Here is a 21,408-nt window from a genome sequence, read left to right as displayed (position 1 = left end):
AGATTCCGCTTCCTGCCACAGCGGCTATGGTTGCGACGACTGTGGTGATGGCTGCTGCCAGATGGATCTGAGGATCCAGAGGTCGCCTTTGACGGTGGGTTTGGCTGTGGCTTCCGGTGCTGGTTTGGCGGCGTTGGTTGAGGTTGCCGGAGTTGTTGGTTCGGTGGTGGTGAAGAAGACGATGCGGCTCTTCTTTTCGGTGGGGAAGATGAGGTCGGTCATGGCGATGGTGCCTTGCTGGGCGAAGGACTCGACGGAGATGCGGTCGACGATGAGGCGGAGGTCGTGGGCGCGGTTGGGGGCGAGGGGCGCGGTGGTGCGTGCGGGGAAGCCGGGTGCGACGTCGGCGCCGGAGCGGGTGCGGTCGGTGTAGAACACGTGGCTGGTGTTGTCGTAGGCGATCTCGGTGTAGTGGGTGTCGTCGGTGTAGAGGCGGAGGCCGGTGGTACCGGGGGCCTTCTCGTCGAAGGTCAATGACAGCTCGAAGGGTGGGAGGCGGTTGAGGTCGCGTGCGGAGGAGATGGTGCTGCGCGCGCCGCGGAGGGGCTCGGTGATGGGCTGCTGACGGAGGGCGATGCCGTCCTCGTCGCTGATGTAGGAGAGGCGGCGGGGAAGGCTCATCTGGCCGCGCCAGGGTGCGGTGGGGAGCTTGGACGCGTATTGCAGGTTGCTCATCCAGCCGAGGAGGATGGGGCGCGGTTCCTTGTCGGGCGGCAGGTGGTTGAAGCTGATGGCGCAGTAGTCGTCCTTGCCGTAGTTGGTCCAGCCGTGGGCGCCGGGGAGGGTGGAGGGGGTGAAGCGCGTGCCGTCGAAGGTGCCGAGGAAGTACTGCTCGCCGGAGCCGCCGTGGGGGGTGTTGGATCCAAGGCCGACTTTGAGGGCCCACATGGTGGCCTCGCTGCGTTCGGCGGGAACGCGGACGAGGTCGGGACACTCCCACGCGCCGCCGGTGGTATCGGTTGGGCCGAAGTCGCTGAGGGGGGTCCACTGCTTGAGGTCGGCGGAGGCGTAGAGGCGGACCTTGTGCTCGAGGGAGAGGGCGACGGCCATGACCCAGCGGTTGCGTTCTTCGTCGCGGAAGACGGAGGGATCGCGGAAGTCGGAGAGGTGGAGGTCGAGGACGGGATTGCCGGAGTAGCGCTGCCAGGTGCGGCCGTCGTCGTTGGAGACGGCGAGGTTCTGGTTCTGGAGGGTGGTCTTGTCTGCGGGGTTGGGCGAGAGATGGTGCCCGGTGTAGACGGCAACCATGCAGGGCTTGTTGCCGGTGCAGAGGCCGCTGGTGTTGTGCTCGTCGACGACGATGCTGCCGGTGAAGGCCATCTCGGTGCCTTGCGGGGTTTTGAGCTCGGGGATGGCGACGGGGAGCTCTTTCCAGTGGAGGAGATCGCGGCTGACGGCGTGGCCCCAGCTCATGTGTCCCCACTGGTCGCCGAAGGGGTTGTACTGGAAGAAGAGGTGGTACTCGCCGTGGAAGTAGACGAGGCCGTTGGGGTCGTTGGTCCAGTTGTGTTGTGGGGAGAAGTGGACCTGCGGGCGAAGGGGCTGCTCGTAGCCGGAGGTTTGTGCGTGGGTGGGAAGGGCGGCGGCGAGGAGGATGGCGACGAGGAGAGGCAGCACACGCATGGTGGGCCATGATCGCGCATTGGGGTGGTGGGTATCAAATGTGGCGGAGTGTGGTGCTTGGCTTGATGACGCCTTAGGTCGAGAAGCGGGTTTCTCCACTGCGCGGCTTTGCCGCTTCGGTCGAAATGAAATGGTTGGAACGCTGCGCGAATTTTTTGTGCGCGTTTGTGATTTGCACAACAGCGCGATGCGAGTGCTGTAGTAGTCTGTGCTGGCTCTCGCTCCCTTCTTCGCAATTTCAAATCATGAAAACTGTTGCTGCACCTATCAGGCTGCATGGCCTGGATACCCTGCGCGCGTTCGCGGTGATGGCGGTGATGCTGTATCACCTGACGATCTTTGGCGAGCTGCCGATGCGTTGGCTGCCGGTGACGTACCACGGATGGATGGGCGTCGATCTTTTCTTTGTGCTGAGCGGATTTTTGATCGGCCAGCAGGTGTTGAAGCCGTATCTGCGCGGCGAGCGGCACTCGATTGCGGAGTTTTATCGGAGACGAGCGTATCGCATTCTTCCGGCGTATCTCGTCGTGCTGGCGCTGTATGTGTTTGTGCCGGTGTGGAGGGAGGCTCCGCGGCTGGCGCCGCTTTGGAAGTTTCTGACGTTCACGATGAACTTCGGGTTCAACTTCGATCGGCGGGCGTTCTCGCATGCGTGGTCGCTGTGCGTGGAGGAGCACTTCTATCTTGTGCTGCCGCTGCTGGTGACGTGGCTGATGCGTCGGCCTTCGGCGAAGAAGACGGCAGCGATGTTTGCGGCGGTGGTGGTGCTGGGCGTGGCGCTGCGCGCGTGGCTGATCTGGAGGTTTCCGGATGAGGTGTATGCGCAGGTCTATTACACGAGCTATACGCGGCTGGATGGTCTGACGGTGGGCGTGGCGCTGGCGGTGGTGCGTGTGTTTCGTCCGCTGTGGTGGGAGCGGCTGATGCAGCGCGGCCATGGGTTGATGGTCGCGGGCGTGGTGTGTGTCGGCGCGGTGGCATGGATGTTTCGCGGGCTGGATGTGGGCAGCAGCGAGGGTCCGGCGAAGTGGGGGATGATCTTCGGGCTGCCGGTGTTGTCGCTGGGGCTGGGGATGGTGGTGGCTTCGAGTGTGAGCCGCGATGGTGTGCTGTCGCGGGTGCGGGTGCCGGGCGCGGAGATGATGGCGTCGCTGGCGTTCGCGCTGTATCTGACGCATAAGTCGGTGGGGCATTTCGTCATGCAGCGGTTTTCGCGGGTGACGACGGCGCATGGGCCTGCGTCGTGGGCGCTGTATGCGGTGACTTGTTTTGCTGCGGCGTGGGTGTTGCATGTGGGGGTGGAGCGGCCGTTTCTTTGGCTGCGGGATCACAGGGAGAGGAAGCGGCTGGAGGTGGAGATGCTGCGGGAGCCTGCTTTATAGGTGTGGCTGGGTGGTTCGCGCTTCGCGCGAATGGACCCACTCATGCCGCTGTCGCGTCATGAATGGGGCACCCGGTTTGTGGCACGTGGCTTCGCGCGGCTGGGAGAGGGCTTCGGTCGAGAAGCGGGTCTCTCCGCTGCGCTTCGCTTCGGTCGAGATGACAGTTTTTGGGGGTGGATCACTGCCGCAGTTCGACTTCGGTGGCTCCCTGGCCGCCGAGGTTTGGCGGGGGTTCGGTGATGTTGGCTACGTGCGGGTGGGAGCGGAGGTAGTCGCGCAGGGTGCGGCGCAGGATGCCCATGCCGGTTCCGTGGACGATGCGGATGCGGGGTAGTCCGGCGAGGAAGGCGCGGTCGAGGAAGCGGGCGACCTGCTCGTGGGCCTCGTCGGCGGTGCGGCCGATGACGTTGATCTCGGAGCTGATGGTGTCGGGGTCTTCGTTGGTGGAGACGGTGATGCCGCCCTTTTTGCGTGCGGCTTCGAGCGGGGTGACGACCTTGACCTTTTCGACGTCGGCGATGTCTTCGGCGGCGATCTTCATCTTCATCGCGCCCATGGAGACTTCAAGCGTTTTGGCTGCGCCGGTGGGAGTGCGGTCGAGGATGCGTTCGACGCGGGCCTGGCGGCCGAGGGATTTGAGTTTGACGAGATCGCCGACCTCGGCTCCTTTGACGATGTGGGGCTGGGCGTTGGGGTCGTTCTTGTCGGCGCCGGTCATGTGGGCGACGACGGTGGACTTGAACTGTTCGCCGAACTCGCGGCGGGCGCGGGCCATGGTGGTGGCGGAGTCGCGCTGGATCTTTTTTGCGACGGCCTTGTCGCCGATGGCTTTGACGGACTCGCGAAGCTGGTAGTCGAAGTCGTTGAGCAGGGAGTCGAGCTTCTTTTCGAGATCGCGGGTGCGCTGCTTGATCTCGGCGCGGCCTTCGAGGTCGAGGAGGATCTTGTCTTTGCGTAGCTGCTCTTCTTTTTCGCGTAGCGAGGCACGCTCTTCGGTGACGGCTTCGAGTTGTTGATGGAGGCGGTCGAGGAAGGCGGCGATGTCGGCGGTCTGTGTCGACAGCTGCGCGCGGGCGGCGGCGATGATGTCGGGTGAGAGGCCGAGGCGTGCGGCGATGTTGAGTCCGGCGGAGGCTCCGGGGACGCCGAGACGGAGCTGGTAGGTGGGAGTGAGGGTCTCCTGATCGAAGCCGACGGCGGCGTTGAGCACGCCGGGGCGGTTGGCTGCGTAGATCTTGAGCGAGGTGAGGTGGGTGGTGATGCAGGACCAGACGCGTGCGTCGAGGAAGTGCTGGGAGACGGCGACGGCGAGGGCGGCGCCCTCTTCGGGATCGGTGGCGGAGCCCAGCTCGTCGAGCAGGACGAGCGAGGAGGAGGTGGCCTCGCGGGAGATGCGGTCGAGGTTGACGACGTGGGCGGAGAAGCTGGAGAGGTTGCGCTCGATGGACTGGGCGTCGCCGATGTCGGCGTAGATGGCGGTGAAGAGGGGGAGGACGGCCTCGTCGGCGGGGACGGGGACGCCTGCCTGGGCCATCAACGACAGCAGGCCGATGGTCTTGAGGGAGACGGTCTTGCCGCCGGTGTTGGGGCCGCTGATGATGAGCTGGCGCGCGTCGTCGGCGAGGGCGACGGTGAGGGGTGTGGGGGCCTTGGGCTCGGTGCCTGCGGCGCGGGCTTCGGCGATCATGCGGAGTTCGAGGAGCGGGTGGCGGGCGGCGGTGAGGGAGAGGTGGGATTGTTGGCTGTGGGCTTCGCTTGGCTGGGAGAGGGTGGAGGTAGAGAAGCGGGTCTCTCCACTGCGGCGCTGCGCGCCTTCGGTCGAGATGACTGGATTTTTGGGTGGGTAAGAAGGAAAAGCGGATTCCTCGGCTGCGCCTTGAAATGATGCTGCACCTTGGAATGACAGCGAAGGAACGTCGGGTGATGACGCTGTGTTGCGGGATGACAACCAGGGTGTTTTGGATGACGACGCAGAGGCTGCAGGTGGGAACGTAGAGGCTGCGGTGGTGAAGTGTGGGCGGGAGCAGTTGAGGTCGTTGGCGAAGCGTGCGCGGGCGGCGTGGGACTCGATCTCGGCGAGGATGCGCGCGCCGGCGAGGATGGTGGGGGCGTCGGCGGCGAGGGCTCGGGTCATGGCGACGAGGATGCGGTGGATCTCGGACTGCTCTTCGTCGAGGAGGCGGACGAGTTCGTTGTTCTGCTCGATGGTTTCGAGGGGTTCGACGAAGACGGTCTGACCGGAGGAGGAGGAGCCGTGGACGACGCCGGGGATGCGGCGCTTGAACTCGGCGCGGACGGGGATGACGAAGCGCTCGCCGCGGATGGTGATGACGGCGTCCTGCGTGGCGCCTTCGGCGGCGAGGCGGTTCAGCGAGCGGCGGAGGCTCTCCTCGATGGCGCGGTGCTGCTGCTCCATGGCGCGGCGGATGCGGCGGAGCTCGGGAGAGGCGTCGTCGGAGAGGGAGCCGTCGGGCTCGATCTTGCCGGAGAGATTGCGGAGGAGGGGTTCGAGGGAGGCGTCGCGGATGGGGGTGGAGAGGATGGCGATGCCGTTGGTGTTGGAGTGGGTGTAACTTGCTTCGCGTGGCGCGGGAACATTCGCAGTAGAGAGGCGGGTCTCTCCACTGCGCTTCGCTTCGGTCGAGATGACAGGCGATTGGGGTGACGGTGTGTTGAGGAAGGCGTTTTCGCCGGGGGTCGTGATCAGCTTGCGCCAGGCGGCGATGCGTTCGACGACGGTGACGAGGGCGAGGATCTCGAGGGCTTCGAGGGCGGAGCCTTCGATGCGTGCCTTTTCGAGGAGGCTGGTGGGGTCGAAGAGGCCGTGGAAGTCGAAGCTGCCGCCGGAGGTGTAGAGGGCGCGCATCTCGTGGGTGCGCTGGTGCTGGGCCTCGATCCAGGGGAGGTTGGCGGAGGGCTCGAGGGCGAGGGTCCAGGCGCGGCCGAGGGGGCTGAAGGTGCGGGCGGCGATGGCCTCGCGGAGGCGCGGCCACTCGAGCGCGGTGGAGGAGGATTCGGCGAGCGGCGCGGGGATGTGCGCGGTGAGTTCTTGTGGGGGCACGGGTTCAGTTTAAACCTGCGGGGGTGTTGGCGGTGGAGGGCAACGGGTTTCTATCGCCCCAGTGAGTGTTCTCGCCGAGGAGTCGGTCTCTCCGCTGCGCGGCTTTCGTTGAAATGGCGGTTTTGGAGGGAGGCATGGAACCTTGGTGGACGTGTGTGCGTAAGGAAGAGTGTGCGGCAACAGGGCCCCTGAGACGGTTGGAGGTGCGAGATGGTTTGTCAGGCATGCGGCGGTCCGGTAACTCCCGAGGTGAGGTTCTGCTCACTGTGCGGGGCGCAGGTGATTGCTGTGCCTCCGACGGCTGCCCCTCCGCAGCAGTATGCGGCGTACCCGATGTATGCGCCGCCGATGAGCTATACCCCTCCGGTGAGGGTGCAGCGGCATCTGCAGACGCTGGGCACGTTGTGGTGTGTGCTGGCGGTGTGGCGCGTGATTGAAGGGCTGCTGGGGATGTTCTTCGTGAAGGTGTTCGTCTTCCGGCACTGGCACGGCGACTGGCCGGATCGGATGGGATTTATGCCGCCGTGGATGCACCTGCTGCCGGTGATCATGGGCTTTGCCGTGGCGGCTGCACTGTTTACGGCGTTCGTGGGCTGGAGCCTGCTGACGCGGCGGTCGTATGGGCGTGTGCTGGCGATTGTGGCCGCGGTGCTGATGCTGTTCAAGATGCCGCTGGGGACGGCGGTGGGGATCTATACGCTGTGGGTGCTGCTGCCGGCGGCTTCGGCGCTGGAGTACGACGCGATGGCGGAGCCGGGGTAAGGGGTGTGACGGGTTGGGTGGCTCGGGCATTCGTGGTCGAAAGCAGATTCCTTCCGCTGCGTGCAGGGCGTGACGTTCTCGGCCGATTCGATTTGGGATTGAGTTTGTCTGCCGCCGGCTCGACCTGTCTGGGGGGACAGGGAGCATGGCGGCAGGCAGCCGGCTTTCAGCGTCCCGGGAGGACGTCCAATACCGGTGGTCGTTGTTACTTAGCCTGACGATGTTTCTGCCCTGCCAGACTACGTGTGCTGCCAAGAGTCTTTGGGGGGCGGACGACTTCTGCCTGATGGACGACACTGAGCGATGGTTGTAGCGGAGGGCATTGATTTGTGTGTCGACTTCGCGTGTCCGCTTCAGCGTATCTGTTTGTGTGTTTTGACTTTAATCGGGCGTCCAGTTTGTGTGTACGGTTTGTGGGTCCGATGAGCGTGTCCATGTTGCATGTCCATGTTGCGTACACTTAAGACATGAACTTTCCTGCTGTAAGAATGCGCCGGTTACGCCGCACGGCCGCCATGCGTACGCTGGTGCGCGAGACGTCGCTGGCTCCTTCGCAACTGATCTATCCGCTGTTTATCTGCCCGGGTGAGGGCGTGCGTAAGCCGATCGGCTCGATGCCGGGTGTCTTCAATCTCTCGATCGACGAGGCGCTGAAGGAAGCCGAAGAGTGCGCGAAGCTGGGCCTTGGCGGCCTGTTGCTGTTCGGTCTTCCGGAGGAGAAGGATGAGCAGGGGACGGGCGCGTGGGCGGAGGACGGCATCGTGCAGCAGTCGCTGCGTGCGATGAAGAGCAACCGCGCGCTGGATGGTCTGGTGCAGATTGCGGACGTCTGCCTGTGCGAGTACACGTCGCATGGCCACTGCGGAATTGTGACGCGCGATGGCGATCATGCGCATGTGGAGAATGATTCGTCGCTGGAGCTGCTGGCGAAGACGGCGGCGTCGCTGGCGAAGGCGGGCGCGGACATTGTCGCTCCCAGCGACATGATGGATGGCCGCGTGGCGGCGATGCGCGAGGCGATGGATGCGGCGGGCATGCAGGAGACACCGATCATGAGCTACGCGGCGAAGTTTTCCAGCGCGTTCTATGGGCCGTTCCGCGAGGCGGCGGACTCGGCGCCGCAGTTTGGCGACAGGCGCAGCTACCAGATGGATGGAGCGAATCGTCGCGAGGCGATGCGGGAGATCGAGCTGGACCTGGCCGAGGGTGCGGACATGCTGCTGATGAAGCCTGCGATGCCGTACATGGACATCATCCGCGAGGCGCGGGAGCGGTTTGAGCTGCCGATGGGCGCGTACCAGGTGTCGGGCGAGTACTCGATGCTGCATGCAGCGTTTGAGCGCGGCTGGCTGGAGCCGGAGCGGACGATGATGGAGTCGCTGCTGGGGCTGCGCAGGGCTGGCGCGGACTTTATCGTGACGTACTTTGCCAAGGATGCGGCGCGGGTGCTGGGGTAAATTTCTTGGTTGGATTGGAGAGGCACGGCCTTTGGCTGTGCCTCTTTTGTTTTGGGTGGGGTTCGCGCTTTCGCGCGAATGAGCCCACTCATGTCGCTTTGCGCCATGAATGGGGCACCCGGCTTCGTTGCGGTGCGGCTTATCATGTTGAGAGTGGGGTTTGAACGAAGATGAGTCCGCGAATTGCCATCCCGGTGCCGACGAGCACGAATGTTGAGTACAACGCGAAGTCCTGGCCGCAGTATGCGGAGGCGGTGCGGGAGGCGGGCGGGGAGCCGGTGGAGATCCGGCTGGATCTTTCGCCGCGCGAGATCGCGGACCTGATCAATACGTGCCAGGGGGTTCTGCTGCCGGGGTCGCCGGCGGATGTGAATCCGCAGAAGTTCGGGCACGAGGCGGCGCCTGAGACCTCGCCTGCGGACCCGGCGCGGGAGAATGTGGACGAGCTGCTGATCCAGGATGCGCACAATCTTTACAAGCCGCTGCTGGGGATCTGCTTCGGGACGCAGTCGCTGAATGTGTGGCGGGGCGGGACGCTGGTGCAGCATCTGGCGCCGATGCCGGTGAATCATCCGGCGGGCAAGACGGTGGCGGTGGCGCATAACGCGCTGGTGGCTCCGCAGTCGACGCTGGGCGAGATTGTGGCGGATGCCAAGGCGGCGGATGGCGCGCCGGAGGCGGTGGAGGCGGATGCGTTTCTGTCGCTGCCGATCAACTCGTCGCATCATCAGGCGATCGGGATTCCGGGGGACGGTCTGCGGGTGGTGGCGCGGTGTCCGCAGGATGGCGTGATTGAGGCGGTGGAGGGCGGGCAGGACCCGCATCGGCCGGAGTCGCACTTTGTGCTGGGGGTGCAGTGGCATCCGGAGCGCAGCCGGGGTATCTCGGCGGCGAGCCGTGCGATCTTTACGCGGCTGGTGCAAGAGGCGGCGGGGTGGAAGCCGCGCGAGATTAAGACGTCCGTGGTGGAGTAGGGCTGCTGCTGCTTTGTTCGCTGGGATGGCTGCGAGGCCTCTGAGCGAGGTGAAGCCGGCGTGGGAGAGCGGCCAGAGCGAACGGCTGGCGCTTACGGTTTGATGTCCAGCTTTAGACCCACATGCTGCGGGATTACCTGCGCTTGCGGCCTTTGAGCTGCTGGTCGACGAGGCGTTCGATCTCGGCGAGGTCGTCGGTTTGTTTGGCGATGGCCTGGATGGTGTCGAGGTCGTCTGGCTTGAACTCGTAGCGATAGCTGGCGGGCCTGGCTGCTTTGCCGATGGGCTTTGCGGGTGTATTGACGGAGTCGAGTGCGGCGCGGGAGACGCGGAACTTTACGGCGGTCTTGGACTTGATCTTGATGGCTTCGCCGGTTTGAGGGTTGCGGCCCATGCGGGCCTTCTGCTCGGCTTTGACCAGCTTGCCGATGCCGGGGATGGTGAACTCGCCGGTCGTCTTTGTCTCTTTGACCGCGGTGGTGGCGAGCAGGTCGAGGAGAGCTGAGGTCTGGGGCGCGGTGAGGTCGAGTTTTTCGGCCATGGCGCGGCTGAGCTCGGCCTTGTTTGCGCCGGAGATGCCATCGGCGAGCTGGTTGTTGTCGATGACGGTCTGGGACCAGCGCGGGCCGCCGAGGAAGACGCCGGTGTAGAGGATGCGGGCCTTGGTGGCGGAGACGCCGGAGGTGAGCATGGCCTCGTAGAACATGCGATGGACGCGCTGCCAGGGGCGGGTGCGGCGGTCGCAGAACCAGTCGTGGATGATGGAGGCGTTGCGGTAGCGGCCTTCGAAGGGGCCGCCGATGAGGGTCCAGAGGGCGCGGGGGATGGAGGCGCCGTCGACCTGGGCGAGGGCCGGGACATCCCAGCGCTGGTCGAAGCAGTCGATGTAGGCGTAGGCCTCGAGCAGGCGTGCGATGCGGCCGTCGTCGAGCAGCTCGAGCGCGGCGCGGCCTTCGTAACGGCCCTTCACATTTTGTGCCATGCCGACAACGTATGGTTGTGCGGGCAGAGGTGGCAAGAAGAATTTTCTATGGTCGGGCAGTGATCGGGTTTAAGAGCCGTCTGCTAATCTGCGGTTCGCGAATGTTGATTTTGCAGCGTGTCTGAAGGAGAGGTCTGTTATGCCGTGTGCGCCGGAAGAGTTGAAGCATATTCCACTGTTTGAGCTGTTGGATGACGAGGAGCTGGCGGTGCTGGCGGGGCAGGTGGAGATCCGCCGGTTTGCGGCGCGGCAGAGGATCTTCAAGATCGGCGATCCGGGGAACAAGGCGTTTGTGATGCTGTCGGGCGTGGTGCGGGTGACGACGGTGGACGAGGACCAGCAGGAGGTGCTGATCGAGGAGCCGGGGCATGGCGGGTTCTTCGGCTTCGCGTCGATGCTGGACGAGACGCCGCACCAGTCGAATGCGATGGCGGTGGAGGCGAGCGAGTGCCTGGAGCTGGATCGCCATGACATTACGGAGCTGCTGAAGCGGAAGCCGATGGCCGGGCTGGATATGCTGACGATGCTGGGGCGGCAGTTTCATGCGTCGCAGCGGCTGATCCAGCTGCGGGCGTCGCGCAATGCGAACGAGATGATCGACGATGCGGAGACGTTTGGGGAGAGGATCGCGGATGGGGTGGCGCGGTTCGGGGGATCGTGGAACTTCATCATCACGTTTCTCGTGGTGCTGGTGGTGTACACGTGCATCAACATCTTTCTGAAGCAGAGGATGTGGGACCCGTACCCGTTTATTCTGCTGAACCTGTTCCTGTCGATGCTGGCGGCGATCCAGGCCCCGGTGATCATGATGAGTCAGAACCGGCAGGATACGAAGGATCGTCTGCGGAGTGAGCTGGACTTCGATGTGAACCGCAGGGCGGAGGCGGAGATCCAGGCGCTGAGCCGGAAGCTGAACCTGATTACGGACAAGATCGGCGATGTGGAGGATCAGCTGCGGGAGATGAGGGGGTAGGTCGCGGTGGTGGCGGAGATGTTTGGAGATCCCACGTCCCAGGGTGAGGCGTGGGATCTCCTGTTTGTAGCTGAGTTGCGCTACTGGACCCCGATGGTGACGGTGTAGGGGCTGGTGGGTTTGCGGAGCATCTCGTTGCGATAGCGGTAGACGTGGACGATGTAGTTGCCGTTGGCGGGCAGGCGGAGGGTGGCGTGGTTGCGGGTGGGTGCGGAGTCGGAGGTATAGATGGCCGCGTCGGCGTCTCCGGGAGCGTAGACGTCGAAGTAGGCCCAGGTGCTGCCTTTGAGGGTGACGGTGAGGGTCTGGCCGGTGTGTGCGCCGACGAGATAGCTGACGTCGTTACTGCCGCGGAGCGTGCCCTTCATCATGACGGAGCTCTGGCCTCCGCCGAAGCCGGCTCCCCTGTCGTAGACGACGGAGGTGGCGGTGGTGGAGTGTGTTGGGACTGAGAACGCCGTGGTGCTTGAGCTCAGCGTTGCGGCTGAGAGCGATGTGGCGGCTGATAGCGCTGTGGTGGCGAGGGTTGCTAGAGAGAGGCCGAGGAGTTTGGAACGCATGGCAGATCTCCTTTAAGTGGGCCCTGTGTTGAGTGCAAGATACTACATCGTTCGTTGTATTGCGGGGAATAAATTGGCGTGAACCATGCTGGAGGCGCGGTTTTGGGGGGCTCGGTGGCTGAGCCCTGGGTGGACGGAAGGAGTGCTGGCGGCGAGGGGCTGTGCGGCTATGGATTGGAGCGGCGGCTGGTGAGCCAGCGGTAGAGGCTGATGAAGAGGTAGATGTTCATGGCCATGGCAAAGACGACCAGCGTGGTGGTGTAGGCGGTGCCGTGGTAGTGGAGCAGGCGCATGGCGAGGCTCCAGGGCAGGGCGAGGATGAGGCCGGGGACGCCGCCGTGGGGATGGCGGAGGATGCCGAACCGGTCTTCGCGGGTGGGGGGAACCAGGAACAGAACCAGGGCGCAGGCGATGGCGTAGAGCCAGATGAGTGCAGAGACGATCTTGTTGGTCACCGTGTACTTCCTCGTTGCCAGAAAGCGTACACCTGTCGCCTGCTGCTTGAGCAGTGATGACTGATGGTCGGGATGGCTAGACCCATCCTCCATCGACAACATAGCTCTGGTTTGTGATGACCAGAGTCTGGGCGAGGTTAGACCCAACCTCCGTCGATGACGTGGCTCTGATTGGTAATCGCGGAGGAGTCGTCGGCGGCGAGGAAGAGGACGAGGCGGGCGACATCTTCGGGGTCGAGGTGGCGTTTGAGGGCCTGGCGGGCGAGGATCTCGCGCTTGTAGTCGTCGGTGAGCCAGAGGCGCTGCTGCTTTTCGGTGAGGATGGCTCCGGGGAGGACGGCGTTGACGCGGATGTTGTGCGGGCCGAGCTCGTGGGCGAGGGTGCGGGTGAGGCCGACGATGGCGGCTTTGGCGGCGATGTAAACGGGGAGTCCGGTGCTGGGGATGATCCAGCTGATGGAGCTCATGTTGATGATGGAGCCGCGGTTTGCGGCCTTCATGACGGGCGCGACGGCCTGGACGGCGAAGAGCTGGTGGCGGAGATTGACAGCGATGCCCTGGTCGAAGGCCTCGGGGGTGAGGTCTTCGAGGGTGTGGCGCTGATCGTTGGCGGCGTTGTTGACGAGGACGTCGAGGCCGCCGAGGCGCTGTTCGGCGGTGGCGATGGCGGCGCGGAGGGCGTCGATGTCGGTGAGGTCGCAGGCGAGGAAGAGGGGCTGGGGAAGGTTGGCAGTGGCGAGGCGTTCGACGAGGGCGATGCCGGCGTCCTGGTCGATGTCGAGGAAGGCGACACGGGCGTGCTGCTGGGCGAAGGCTTCGACCAGCGCGGCGCCGATGCCGGTGGCGCCGCCGGTGATGAGGACGATACGGTCGCGGAGGGAGGGATAGGTGGCGAAGCTCATGGGTTGTTGGATGACAGGGTAGTGCATGTGGGGTGGAGTTGGGGAGTGCTGGTGGCGGCGGAACGACAATGCCTGTTGCGCCGAATTAGGATGGCAGCGTGATGTTGTCTGCTTTTCTTTGTGGTGAAAGGGGTTGTTCGATGGGGTTTGGTCTTCGTGGCATGGTGGTGTTGCTTGCGGGTGTGGTGGGCGTTGTTGCTGCGAGGGGTGAGGAGGCGAAGGTCTTTCGCCTGGATGGCGGCGATGTGACGTATGTGTTTGGCGTGAACGATCACAAGGGAGCTGCAGGCGATGTACTGGGGGCATCGTCTGCCTGCGTCGCAGGAGTTTGCCGCGCCGAAGCAGGGCAAGGAGGTCGCGTCGTTCGACGGGCCCGTGACGGTGACGCCGCATGAGTACATCGGTTGGGGCGGTGTGCTGTATGTCGAGCCGGATCTGAAGGTGACGTTTCCCGACGGCAATCGCGACCTGGTGTTGCAGTACGTGTCGAGCGAGGCGAAGGCGAACGAGATCAGCGTGCGGATGAAGGACATCGAGCGCGCAGTGTTTGTGACGCTGGTGTATCGCATGGATGCGGCGACGGGCGTGCTGGCGCGCGAGGCGGTGGTGGAGAACGAGACGAAGGGGCCGATCCGGCTGGAGCAGGTGCAGGCGGCGACGTGGAATCTGCCGCGCGGCGATCACTATCGTCTGCACTATGTGACGGGCCGCTGGGCGGGTGAGGACAGCCTGAAGGTGCAGCCGGTGCAGGGCGGCAAGACGGTGCTGGAGAGCAGGAGAGGAACGACGGGGGCGCAGAACAATCCGTGGTTCATGATCGACGACGGCACAAGCGAGGACCAGGATGCGGGCGAGGTTTGGTTCGGCGCGCTGGGGTGGAGCGGGTCGTGGCAGATTGCGATCGAGCAGAACGTTGTGAAGGATGTCCGCGTGACGGGCGGGTCGAATGCATTCGATTTCGGCTACCAGTTGAAGGCGGGAGAGACGTTCGAGACGCCGTGGTTCTATGGCGGCTACTCGCATGCTGGTGTTGGTGGAGCTTCGCGGTTGTTGCATCGGTTTGAGGTGGACAACATTCTGCCGAATCATCCGCACGAGAAGATCAGGCCGGTGCTCTACAACTCGTGGGAGGCGACGACGTTTGCGGTGACGGCCGAGGGCCAGATGGCGCTGGCGGAGAAGGCCGCGAAGATGGGCGTGGAGCGGTTTGTCATCGATGATGGATGGTTCGGTCAGCGCAAGGACGATCACGCCGGGCTGGGCGACTGGTATGTAAACAAGGAGAAGTTTCCGCAGGGGCTGAAGCCGCTGATCGACAAGGTGCATGGACTGGGCATGGACTTCGGCATCTGGGTGGAGCCGGAGATGGTGAACCCGGACAGCGATCTCTACCGGAAGCATCCTGACTGGGTGTTGAACTTTACCGGCCGTCCACGCACGGAGGGACGCAACCAGCTGGTGCTGAACCTGGCGCGCAAGGATGTACACGACTACACGCTGGAGTGGCTGGACAAGCTGCTGACGGAGAACAGGATTGCGTTTCTGAAGTGGGACTACAACCGCAACTGGGCGGAGCCGGGATGGCCTGCGGTCTCGCCTGAGGAGCAGAAGAATGTGTATGTGGACTTCATCCGCAACTACTACGACATCCTGGAGCAGCTGCGAAAGCGGCATCCCGGGGTAGAGATCGAGAGCTGCTCGGGCGGCGGCGGGCGCGTGGATCTTGGCGTGATGAAGCTGACGGACGAGGTGTGGACGTCGGACAACACGGACGCGTACGACCGGCTGACGATTCAGAACGGCTTCACGTATGCGTACACGCCGGCGGCGATGATGGCGTGGGTGACGGATTCGCCGACGTGGGTGAACAATCGCACGCTGAGCCTGGAGTACAGGTTCCTGTCGTCGATGCAGGGTTCGCTGGGCGTGGGGGCGAACCTGAACCACTGGAAGGATGAGGACTTTGCGACGGCCTCGAAGATGATTGCGGCGTACAAGGAGATTCGTGAGACGGTGCAGCGCGGAGAGCTGTACCGGCTGATGGAGCCGGAGACGGGCGAGCAATCTGTAACCGAATCGGTTGCAAGAGATGGAAAGCAGGCGGTGCTGTTCGCGTTTCTGCACTCGAGCACGAAGAACTATCCGTTTCCGCGGGTGAAGCTGCGCGGGCTGGAGGAGGATGCGGTGTATTCGCTGAAGCCGATTGCGGGGAAGGCGAGCGAGGAGACGCCGGTGAAGGCGACGGGCGGGTACTGGATGCATCATGGCGTGGATGTGATGTTGAAAGGGGATTTTCAGGCTGCGGCGTTTGTGCTGACGCGGGAGTAGAGCGGGGTGTGGTGTGGTGGTGGGAGATTGACCGGGGACCTTGGCTCTCGGCTTTTGAACGCGCCGGAGCTGCCGGTGCATCGTCTGCCTGGGCGGATGCGTTCGACGATGTGCAGAAAGGACCTTGTGTGGGGCTGGATCAATGAGCCTGGTCCGCTCTCACGTGGATGGCGCGGTATGTCGCGTTAATCTTCTTGCGCCATCCGGCGTGCGAGATGGAAAATCCTTGGCATGAAAAGCACCGGACCGCTGGCCGCATGCCAACTCATCGCTTTTGCCACGATCGTGGATGTGGAGCGGGCAAAACGTTTCTACCGCGACACGTTAGGCCTGACGCTGGTGAACGAAGAGCCGCCCTTCGCGCTGGTCTTCGACGCAAACGGCACGATGGTGCGCCTGGGGATGGCGAAGAAGCTGCCCGAGGCCCATGGAACCGTGCTCGGCTGGCAGGTTCCTCAAATCAAGGTGGTGGTGGAGGAGCTGCAGAAGGCGGGAGTTTCGTTGGAACGCTTCGATGGGCTCGTCCAGGACGAACAGGGGATCTGGTCTTCCCCTACCGGGGCAAAGGTCGCATGGTTCCGCGATCCCGATGGGAATATTCTCAGCATCTCCGAACACCCGGCGTTCGAAACGTTGAAGAGTTCTTCTGCATAAGGAGCGGGAGGTTGGCTTGTGGGTGCGATCGTCGATGACGCGAGAGGCGTTTCACAGGACTCATGTTGCCCAGTCTGCTCAACCCGTCGCTTCATGGGGGTATTGGCCTGTTTTGCGTCAACCAAGAAGCTCGCCATGACGGATTGCTGGCGCATGACCGGCCTGGCATCAGGTTTCTGCCGACGCGGTGGTCACTCGACCTAAACGCAGAAAAGCCGAATTGCGATCTTACGATTTCGGTTCAACGAACAACATGGAAAGTGCGTTTCCACCGAGTGTCTGGGAAGAAATGCATCAGAACGTGGCCAATCCACACGAGTTCGCGACCCAGTCCTATTTGTTCAATTTGCCCATCTGTAGCATTGAACGACCAATAGTTAAATAGAGGACGGCCAATTATGTTGGCACGCGGTACGAAGCCCCAGAAACGCGAGTCCAGGCTGTTGTGCCGGTTGTCGCCCATCATGAAGTACATGCCGGGCGGAACCACCAGATCGCCGCCCTGGGCGCTATTCGAGAAGCTCACGGCCCACGACTCAGTTGTCCCAGGCACCCCGGTTGGAGGCACTGCGGGGAAATCATCGAGGAACTTGTTGAAATTATCCGGCGTCGTAGGCTGCGCGGATCCTACAGGCTGTGCGACACCGTTGATCGTCACAATGCCGTTGCGCAAATGAATATGATCACCCGGTACACCAATCAATCTCTTGACTAGGGTCGTATATTGAGGTGTCCCATCCGCATTGGGCTGATCAATTCCAGGCTGATAAACAGGCTTGTAGAACACCACTATATCGCCGCGCTTCGGCTCGCGATACCTAGGTAGCGGCATCCACGAAGCGGGTGACATGAGCGTGATCCGGTCGACCACCAGATGATCACCAATAAGCAAAGTGTTCTTCATCGAGCCCGACGGAATGAGGTAGTTCTGGGCTAAGAAGGTCAGAATGAACAGGCCCACCACCAAGACTGTGCAGGTGCTGGACAACGACTCTAAAGGAGTCTCCTCCCGATTGATGTTGGCGGAAGCCGCGGATTTCGTTGAATCAGGAGAGATCTTCGTCGTTGGACTCATCCAAAGGCTCCTCAGGAATGCCCTATGCGAGCTCCCAGGGAGTTCACACAGGGCATTCTAAAGCCTGATGATTTCATGCCCGGTGTTCTGGGGGTGGTCACCCGCCCGGAAGTTACTGCCTTGTAAAGAGACTCCGTTAACGAGCGCGTTATCGCCAAGTCACGCATCGAGCCGGATTGGTAACGATAAGTCGGCTTCCCAGACGGTATGCCGGCTTCCCCAGCCACTAAACCCCAATCCCCATCATCCGCACAATCGCCAGCGCATTCGAGCTCTGATTTACCCCTGGCTTCAGCCGGTAATCAAACGCCAGCGGATCGCTCGCGTCCGCACTCGCCATATGCACGTTCACTGCACGCAGCTCGGCAAACTCTCCCATCTCCGTCAGCGTCAGGTCATGTGTCGACAGAGCGCCCACCGCGCCGTGACCCACCAGCGCCCGCGTCACCGCCTCCGCCGCAACCTTACGGTCCAGCGAGTTCGTTCCGCTGAAGATCTCGTCGATCAGAAACAGCACCCGCACCTCGCCCGCGCTGCGAGCGGCCTCGAGGATCGCATGCAGACGCTCCACCTCTGCAAGAAACTTGCTCCTGCCCTCCGCCAGCGAATCGCTCAGCGCAATCGACGCTCCAATCACCAGCGGCGACATCCTCGCCCGTGTCGCGCGAATCGGCGCGCCCGTCGCAGCCAGCACCGCATTCGCTCCCACCGACCGCAGCAGCGTCGACTTGCCCGCCATGTTCGATCCGCTGATCAGATACACCCTCGTCTCCGCGTTCAACGCCACATCGTTCGCCACCGCGTTCGCAGGCAATAGAGGATGCGCCAGCGTCGTCGCCTCGAAGACCGCCGTGCCTTCGTCGAGAATCTCCGGATACGTGTTCTCCGGATGCTCATACGCATACGTCGCCAGCGCGCTCAGCGCCTCGAACTCCGCCCACGCCGTCAGCCACAACATCATCGCCGCCGCGTTTCTCCGCTTCCACATCGCAATCGAGATGGCCGCATGCGTCCCCGCGCACAGCAGCAGCGAAGGAATCAGGAACCACTCCTTCGTCCTCTGCTCCACGATCACGAACTGCTGCTGAATCTTCTTCAGCAGCCGCACCGCATCGCCCGGCGTCGCCATCACCTGCTTCAGCTCGCGCAGACGCTGCGACGTGAAGTTCTCGCCCTGCACCAGCTCCAGTCCATCGCGAAACAGCTGCATCTGCGCCGAGATACTCTTCGACGACTCCAGCAGCGGCAGCACCCTCTTGCGCAGCGTCAGCGCAATCGTCGCCTGGATCGCCAGCGCGCAGACAATATTCGGCCGCGCCACATCCCACGGCAGCACATGCGCCAGCCCCAGGATCGTCAGCAGCGCCACCACCGTCGTCGTCGCCACCATGCCCACACGGCCTGCCCGATGAAACACCGGCGCAGGCTCATCCAGCCACTTGTCGAAGAACGCCGCCGGCACCTGCTGAAATCGCGACGGCCCAAGCATCGCAATCCGCTCGCGCAGATCGTTCCTCCCCGTCAGCTCCTCGATCGCCGCCCGCCGCGCCAGAATCGCATCCCGAATGTCGCCCGCATCACGAGCACCACCCGCCCCGCGCGCCTTCCCCGCATCGCGATACAGCAGCAGCTTCGCCAGCCCCCGCTGCCCCACGCCCGTCCTCACCGTATCCAGCATGCCAAACAACGAGTCCGCGCCCAGCACATTCAGATCGCGCTCATACAGGTGGCCCTCCACGCGAAACTCCTCGCCTGTATTGCCCGACTGCGTCTTCGTCCCGTCGATGCGCCCCACCGCCAGCTCATAGTGCACAAACAGCCGCAGCGTGCGATCGCGCAGACGCATCATGTGCAGGTACAGCGGAATCACCGCCACCGTCGCCGCCAGCACCACCAGCAGTGGCGTTCCCGTCACCACGCCGCGCAGCAACAGGTACAGCAACACGCCCGCCAGCACAAAGCCCGCGATCATCGCCTTCTGCAGAGCGTCCGTCCGCGAGAAGTAACGCTTGTACGCCGCATCCAGAACCGCAAGCCGCGCAGGATAAAACGTCACTGCCGGTTCAACATCCGCCATCATGTTCATCGCCCTTCATCCTACCGCCGCCACTACCCGGGTGCCCCATTCATGACATGAGTGGGCCCGCCACTACCTCTAAAAAGTCATCTCGACCGAAGGCGCAAAGCGCCGCGCAGCGGAGAGACCGCTGGTCCCCAGCGAGCTTTGCTCATTGGGGTGGAAGAGACCCGCTTCTCCACCAAAAAGGCCAGCCCCACCACAGCCTCCCTGCCCACAGACCCCGCCCCAAACGCCAATCTCCATGTTTTGGCAAAATAAGAGAGCTATGTCCAAGCAACAATTCCAGACCGAAGTCTCCCAGCTGCTCCAGCTGATCGTCCATTCCCTTTACTCGCACCCCGAGATCTTCCTGCGCGAGCTGATCTCCAACTCCTCCGATGCGCTCGACAAGCTGCGCCACCTCACCCTCACCGACGACACCTACAAGGCGCTCCTCGGCTCCACCATCGCCTCCCCGCGCATCGACCTCGACCTCAACGAGGAGGCCAAGGCCCTCACCATCTCCGACACCGGCATCGGCATGAACGAGGAAGACCTCATCGCTCACCTCGGCACCATCGCCCGCTCCGGCACCAAGAACTTCCTCTCCCAGCTCTCCGGCGACGCCAAGAAGGACTCCAACCTCATCGGACAGTTCGGTGTCGGCTTCTACTCCGTCTTCATGGTCGCCGACAAGGTCGAAGTCTTCTCTCGCAAGGCCGGTGAAGACAAGACGTATCGCTGGACCTCCGACGGCAAGACCGGCTTCGAGATCGAAGAGGCCACCGGCTCCAACGCCCGCGCCACCGCCGGTACCACCGTCCTCATCCACTTCAACGAAGAGGGCGCGCCCTACGCCAACTCCTGGCGCCTGCAGGAGATCGTCAAGAAGTACTCCAACCACATCGCCTTCCCCATCTTCCTCACCTACGACAAGAGCGACTGGGACGCCGAGAAGAAGGAGTCCACCAAGTCCCGCGTCACCGAGCAGGTCAACGCCGCCTCCGCCATGTGGCAGCGCTCCAAGTCCGAGCTCACCGACGACGACTACAAGGAGTTCTACAAGTCCATCACCGGCGACTGGGAAGACCCCCTCTTCTGGTTCCACACCCGCGCCGAAGGCACCCTCGAATACACCACCCTCTTCTACATCCCGGCCAAGGCCCCCATGGACCTCTACCAGGCCGAGTACAAGGGCGGCATCAAGCTCTACGTCAAGCGCGTCTTCATCATGGACGACTCCAAGGAGCTCCTCCCGCAGTACCTCCGCTTCGTCCGCGGCATCATCGACTCCGAAGACCTTCCGCTCAACGTCTCCCGCGAGATCCTGCAGCAGAACAAGGTCCTCAACACCATCAAGACCGCCAGCGTCAAAAAGATTCTCTCCGAGCTGAAGAACATCGCGGCCAACGACAAGGACAAGTACGCGCAGTTCATCGCCGAGTACAACCGCCCCCTCAAGGAAGGCGTCTACGGCGACTTCGCCAACCGCGAGACGCTCCTCGACCTCGTGCGCTTCAAGTCCTCCAGTGTCGAAGGCCTCACCTCGCTCGCCGAGGCCCGGGAGCGCATGCAGCCCGAACAGAAGGCGCTCTACTACATCACCGGCGGCAACGAGAGCCTGCTCCGCAACTCGCCCCTCCTCGAGGTCTATAAGAAGAAGGGCATCGAAGTCCTCATCCTCGACGACGACATCGACGAGATCGTCTTCTCCAGCGTCCCCAAGTACGGCGACATCGACCTCAAGGCCGTCAACAAGTCCACCACCTCCGACGACCTCAAGGACGACTCCACACCCGAGCAGGCCGCCGAAAAGGCCGAGGCCCTCAAGCCCCTGCTCGAAAAGATCAAGGCCACCCTCGGCGACAGCGTCAAGGAGGTCCGCGCCTCCTCCCGCCTCGCCGACAGCCCCTCGGTCATCGTGTCGGACGAAGACGAACCCTCCGCCCGCATGCGCCAGATGATGCAGGCCATGGGACAGAAGAACCTGCCCGACCTGCAACCCACCCTCGAGATCAACCCCGACCACGAGATCATCCGCAAGCTACTAGCCAACCCCGAAGAGACCAAGGTAGCCGACGCCGCCTGGCTCCTCTTCGACCAGGCGCTGCTACTAGAAGGCGTGCCGCTAAAAGACCCCACCACCTTCGTCCAACGCCTC

16 protein-coding genes and 2 pseudogenes are annotated in these 21,408 nt (G+C 63.2%); 9 read left to right on the top strand and 9 right to left on the bottom strand.

Translation table 11 applies throughout. The features are described 5' to 3' along the window. Window positions 1-24: 24 nt before the first annotated feature. On the bottom strand, window positions 25-1,623 hold the full coding sequence (locus PW789_RS04570) for a glycoside hydrolase family 32 protein (RefSeq protein ID WP_299372093.1): 1,599 nt from the start codon (window positions 1,621-1,623) through the stop codon (window positions 25-27). Window positions 1,624-1,868: 245 nt separating this feature from the next. Between PW789_RS04570 and PW789_RS04565 the strand changes: the two genes are divergently transcribed. Further along, complete coding sequence (locus tag PW789_RS04565) at window positions 1,869-3,005, top strand: acyltransferase (RefSeq protein ID WP_299372090.1); 1,137 nt, start codon at window positions 1,869-1,871, stop codon at window positions 3,003-3,005. Window positions 3,006-3,183: 178 nt separating this feature from the next. Here PW789_RS04565 and PW789_RS04560 read toward each other — a convergent pair whose 3' ends face one another. After that, window positions 3,184-6,066 (bottom strand): Smr/MutS family protein, encoded by a 2,883-nt coding sequence (locus PW789_RS04560; RefSeq protein ID WP_299372087.1) that lies wholly within the window; start codon window positions 6,064-6,066, stop codon window positions 3,184-3,186. A 210-nt stretch (window positions 6,067-6,276) separates the two neighbouring features. Between PW789_RS04560 and PW789_RS04555 the strand changes: the two genes are divergently transcribed. From PW789_RS04555 to PW789_RS04545, 3 genes are all read left to right on the top strand, one after another. Further along, window positions 6,277-6,828: a hypothetical protein gene (locus PW789_RS04555; RefSeq protein WP_299372084.1), complete on the top strand. Its 552-nt coding sequence runs from the start codon at window positions 6,277-6,279 to the stop codon at window positions 6,826-6,828. A 467-nt stretch (window positions 6,829-7,295) separates the two neighbouring features. Further along, window positions 7,296-8,285 carry a porphobilinogen synthase gene (gene hemB, locus PW789_RS04550; protein WP_299372081.1) on the top strand — a complete coding sequence of 330 codons (990 nt, stop codon included), beginning with the start codon at window positions 7,296-7,298 and terminating at the stop codon, window positions 8,283-8,285. A gap of 170 nt (window positions 8,286-8,455) precedes the next feature. Continuing rightward, window positions 8,456-9,259, top strand: a complete 804-nt coding sequence (locus PW789_RS04545) for a gamma-glutamyl-gamma-aminobutyrate hydrolase family protein (RefSeq protein WP_299372078.1) — start codon at window positions 8,456-8,458, stop codon at window positions 9,257-9,259. A gap of 301 nt (window positions 9,260-9,560) precedes the next feature. Here the strand turns inward: PW789_RS04545 and PW789_RS04540 are convergent. Both PW789_RS04540 and PW789_RS04535 read right to left on the bottom strand, forming a co-directional pair. Further along, window positions 9,561-9,836: pseudogene (locus PW789_RS04540) on the bottom strand (HU family DNA-binding protein); the annotation flags it as partial. A gap of 72 nt (window positions 9,837-9,908) precedes the next feature. Continuing rightward, a pseudogene (locus PW789_RS04535) lies at window positions 9,909-10,241 on the bottom strand (DUF1353 domain-containing protein); the annotation flags it as partial. Window positions 10,242-10,380: 139 nt separating this feature from the next. On the opposite strand from PW789_RS04535, the gene PW789_RS04530 reads away from it, so the two are divergent. Then, a complete protein-coding gene (locus tag PW789_RS04530) occupies window positions 10,381-11,214 on the top strand; it encodes a DUF1003 domain-containing protein (protein WP_299372075.1) in 834 nt (277 codons plus the stop codon). 80 nt (window positions 11,215-11,294) lie between these two features. Here PW789_RS04530 and PW789_RS04525 read toward each other — a convergent pair whose 3' ends face one another. The 3 genes from PW789_RS04525 to PW789_RS04515 all read right to left on the bottom strand — a co-directional run bounded on the left by PW789_RS04525 (window position 11,295) and on the right by PW789_RS04515 (window position 13,200). After that, window positions 11,295-11,774, bottom strand: coding sequence for a hypothetical protein (locus PW789_RS04525; protein ID WP_299372072.1), 480 nt, complete (start codon window positions 11,772-11,774; stop codon window positions 11,295-11,297). Between the two features lie 167 nt (window positions 11,775-11,941). Then, window positions 11,942-12,322, bottom strand: coding sequence for a hypothetical protein (locus PW789_RS04520; protein WP_299372069.1), 381 nt, complete (start codon window positions 12,320-12,322; stop codon window positions 11,942-11,944). Between the two features lie 44 nt (window positions 12,323-12,366). Beyond that, window positions 12,367-13,200 carry an SDR family NAD(P)-dependent oxidoreductase gene (locus PW789_RS04515; protein ID WP_299372066.1) on the bottom strand — a complete coding sequence of 278 codons (834 nt, stop codon included), beginning with the start codon at window positions 13,198-13,200 and terminating at the stop codon, window positions 12,367-12,369. A 71-nt stretch (window positions 13,201-13,271) separates the two neighbouring features. Between PW789_RS04515 and PW789_RS04510 the strand changes: the two genes are divergently transcribed. The 3 genes from PW789_RS04510 to PW789_RS04500 all read left to right on the top strand — a co-directional run bounded on the left by PW789_RS04510 (window position 13,272) and on the right by PW789_RS04500 (window position 16,113). Next, window positions 13,272-13,526 (top strand): hypothetical protein, encoded by a 255-nt coding sequence (locus PW789_RS04510; RefSeq protein ID WP_299372064.1) that lies wholly within the window; start codon window positions 13,272-13,274, stop codon window positions 13,524-13,526. After that, complete coding sequence (locus PW789_RS04505) at window positions 13,423-15,459, top strand: alpha-galactosidase (protein WP_299372061.1); 2,037 nt, start codon at window positions 13,423-13,425, stop codon at window positions 15,457-15,459. Before PW789_RS04510 ends, PW789_RS04505 begins: the two co-directional genes overlap by 104 nt. Before the next feature lie 231 nt (window positions 15,460-15,690). Further along, window positions 15,691-16,113, top strand: coding sequence for a VOC family protein (locus PW789_RS04500; RefSeq protein WP_299372058.1), 423 nt, complete (start codon window positions 15,691-15,693; stop codon window positions 16,111-16,113). Between the two features lie 241 nt (window positions 16,114-16,354). Here the strand turns inward: PW789_RS04500 and lepB are convergent, their stop codons facing one another. Then, entirely contained in the window at window positions 16,355-17,188 is an 834-nt protein-coding gene (gene lepB, locus PW789_RS04495; RefSeq protein WP_299372055.1) for a signal peptidase I, read from the bottom strand. A 226-nt stretch (window positions 17,189-17,414) separates the two neighbouring features. Next, window positions 17,415-19,274: a hypothetical protein gene (locus tag PW789_RS04490; protein WP_299372052.1), complete on the bottom strand. Its 1,860-nt coding sequence runs from the start codon at window positions 19,272-19,274 to the stop codon at window positions 17,415-17,417. Window positions 19,275-19,533: 259 nt separating this feature from the next. Here PW789_RS04490 and htpG point away from each other — a divergent pair. Beyond that, window positions 19,534-21,408 (top strand): molecular chaperone HtpG (htpG, locus tag PW789_RS04485; RefSeq protein WP_299372049.1); only part of this gene is annotated, 1,875 nt, incomplete at its 3' end.

The sequence above is a fragment of the Edaphobacter sp. genome (assembly GCF_028283685.1).
Lineage (GTDB): Bacteria > Acidobacteriota > Terriglobia > Terriglobales > Acidobacteriaceae > Edaphobacter.
Note: the sequence above shows the minus strand (reverse complement) of the source record. Positions and strands in the feature narration are given on the sequence as shown.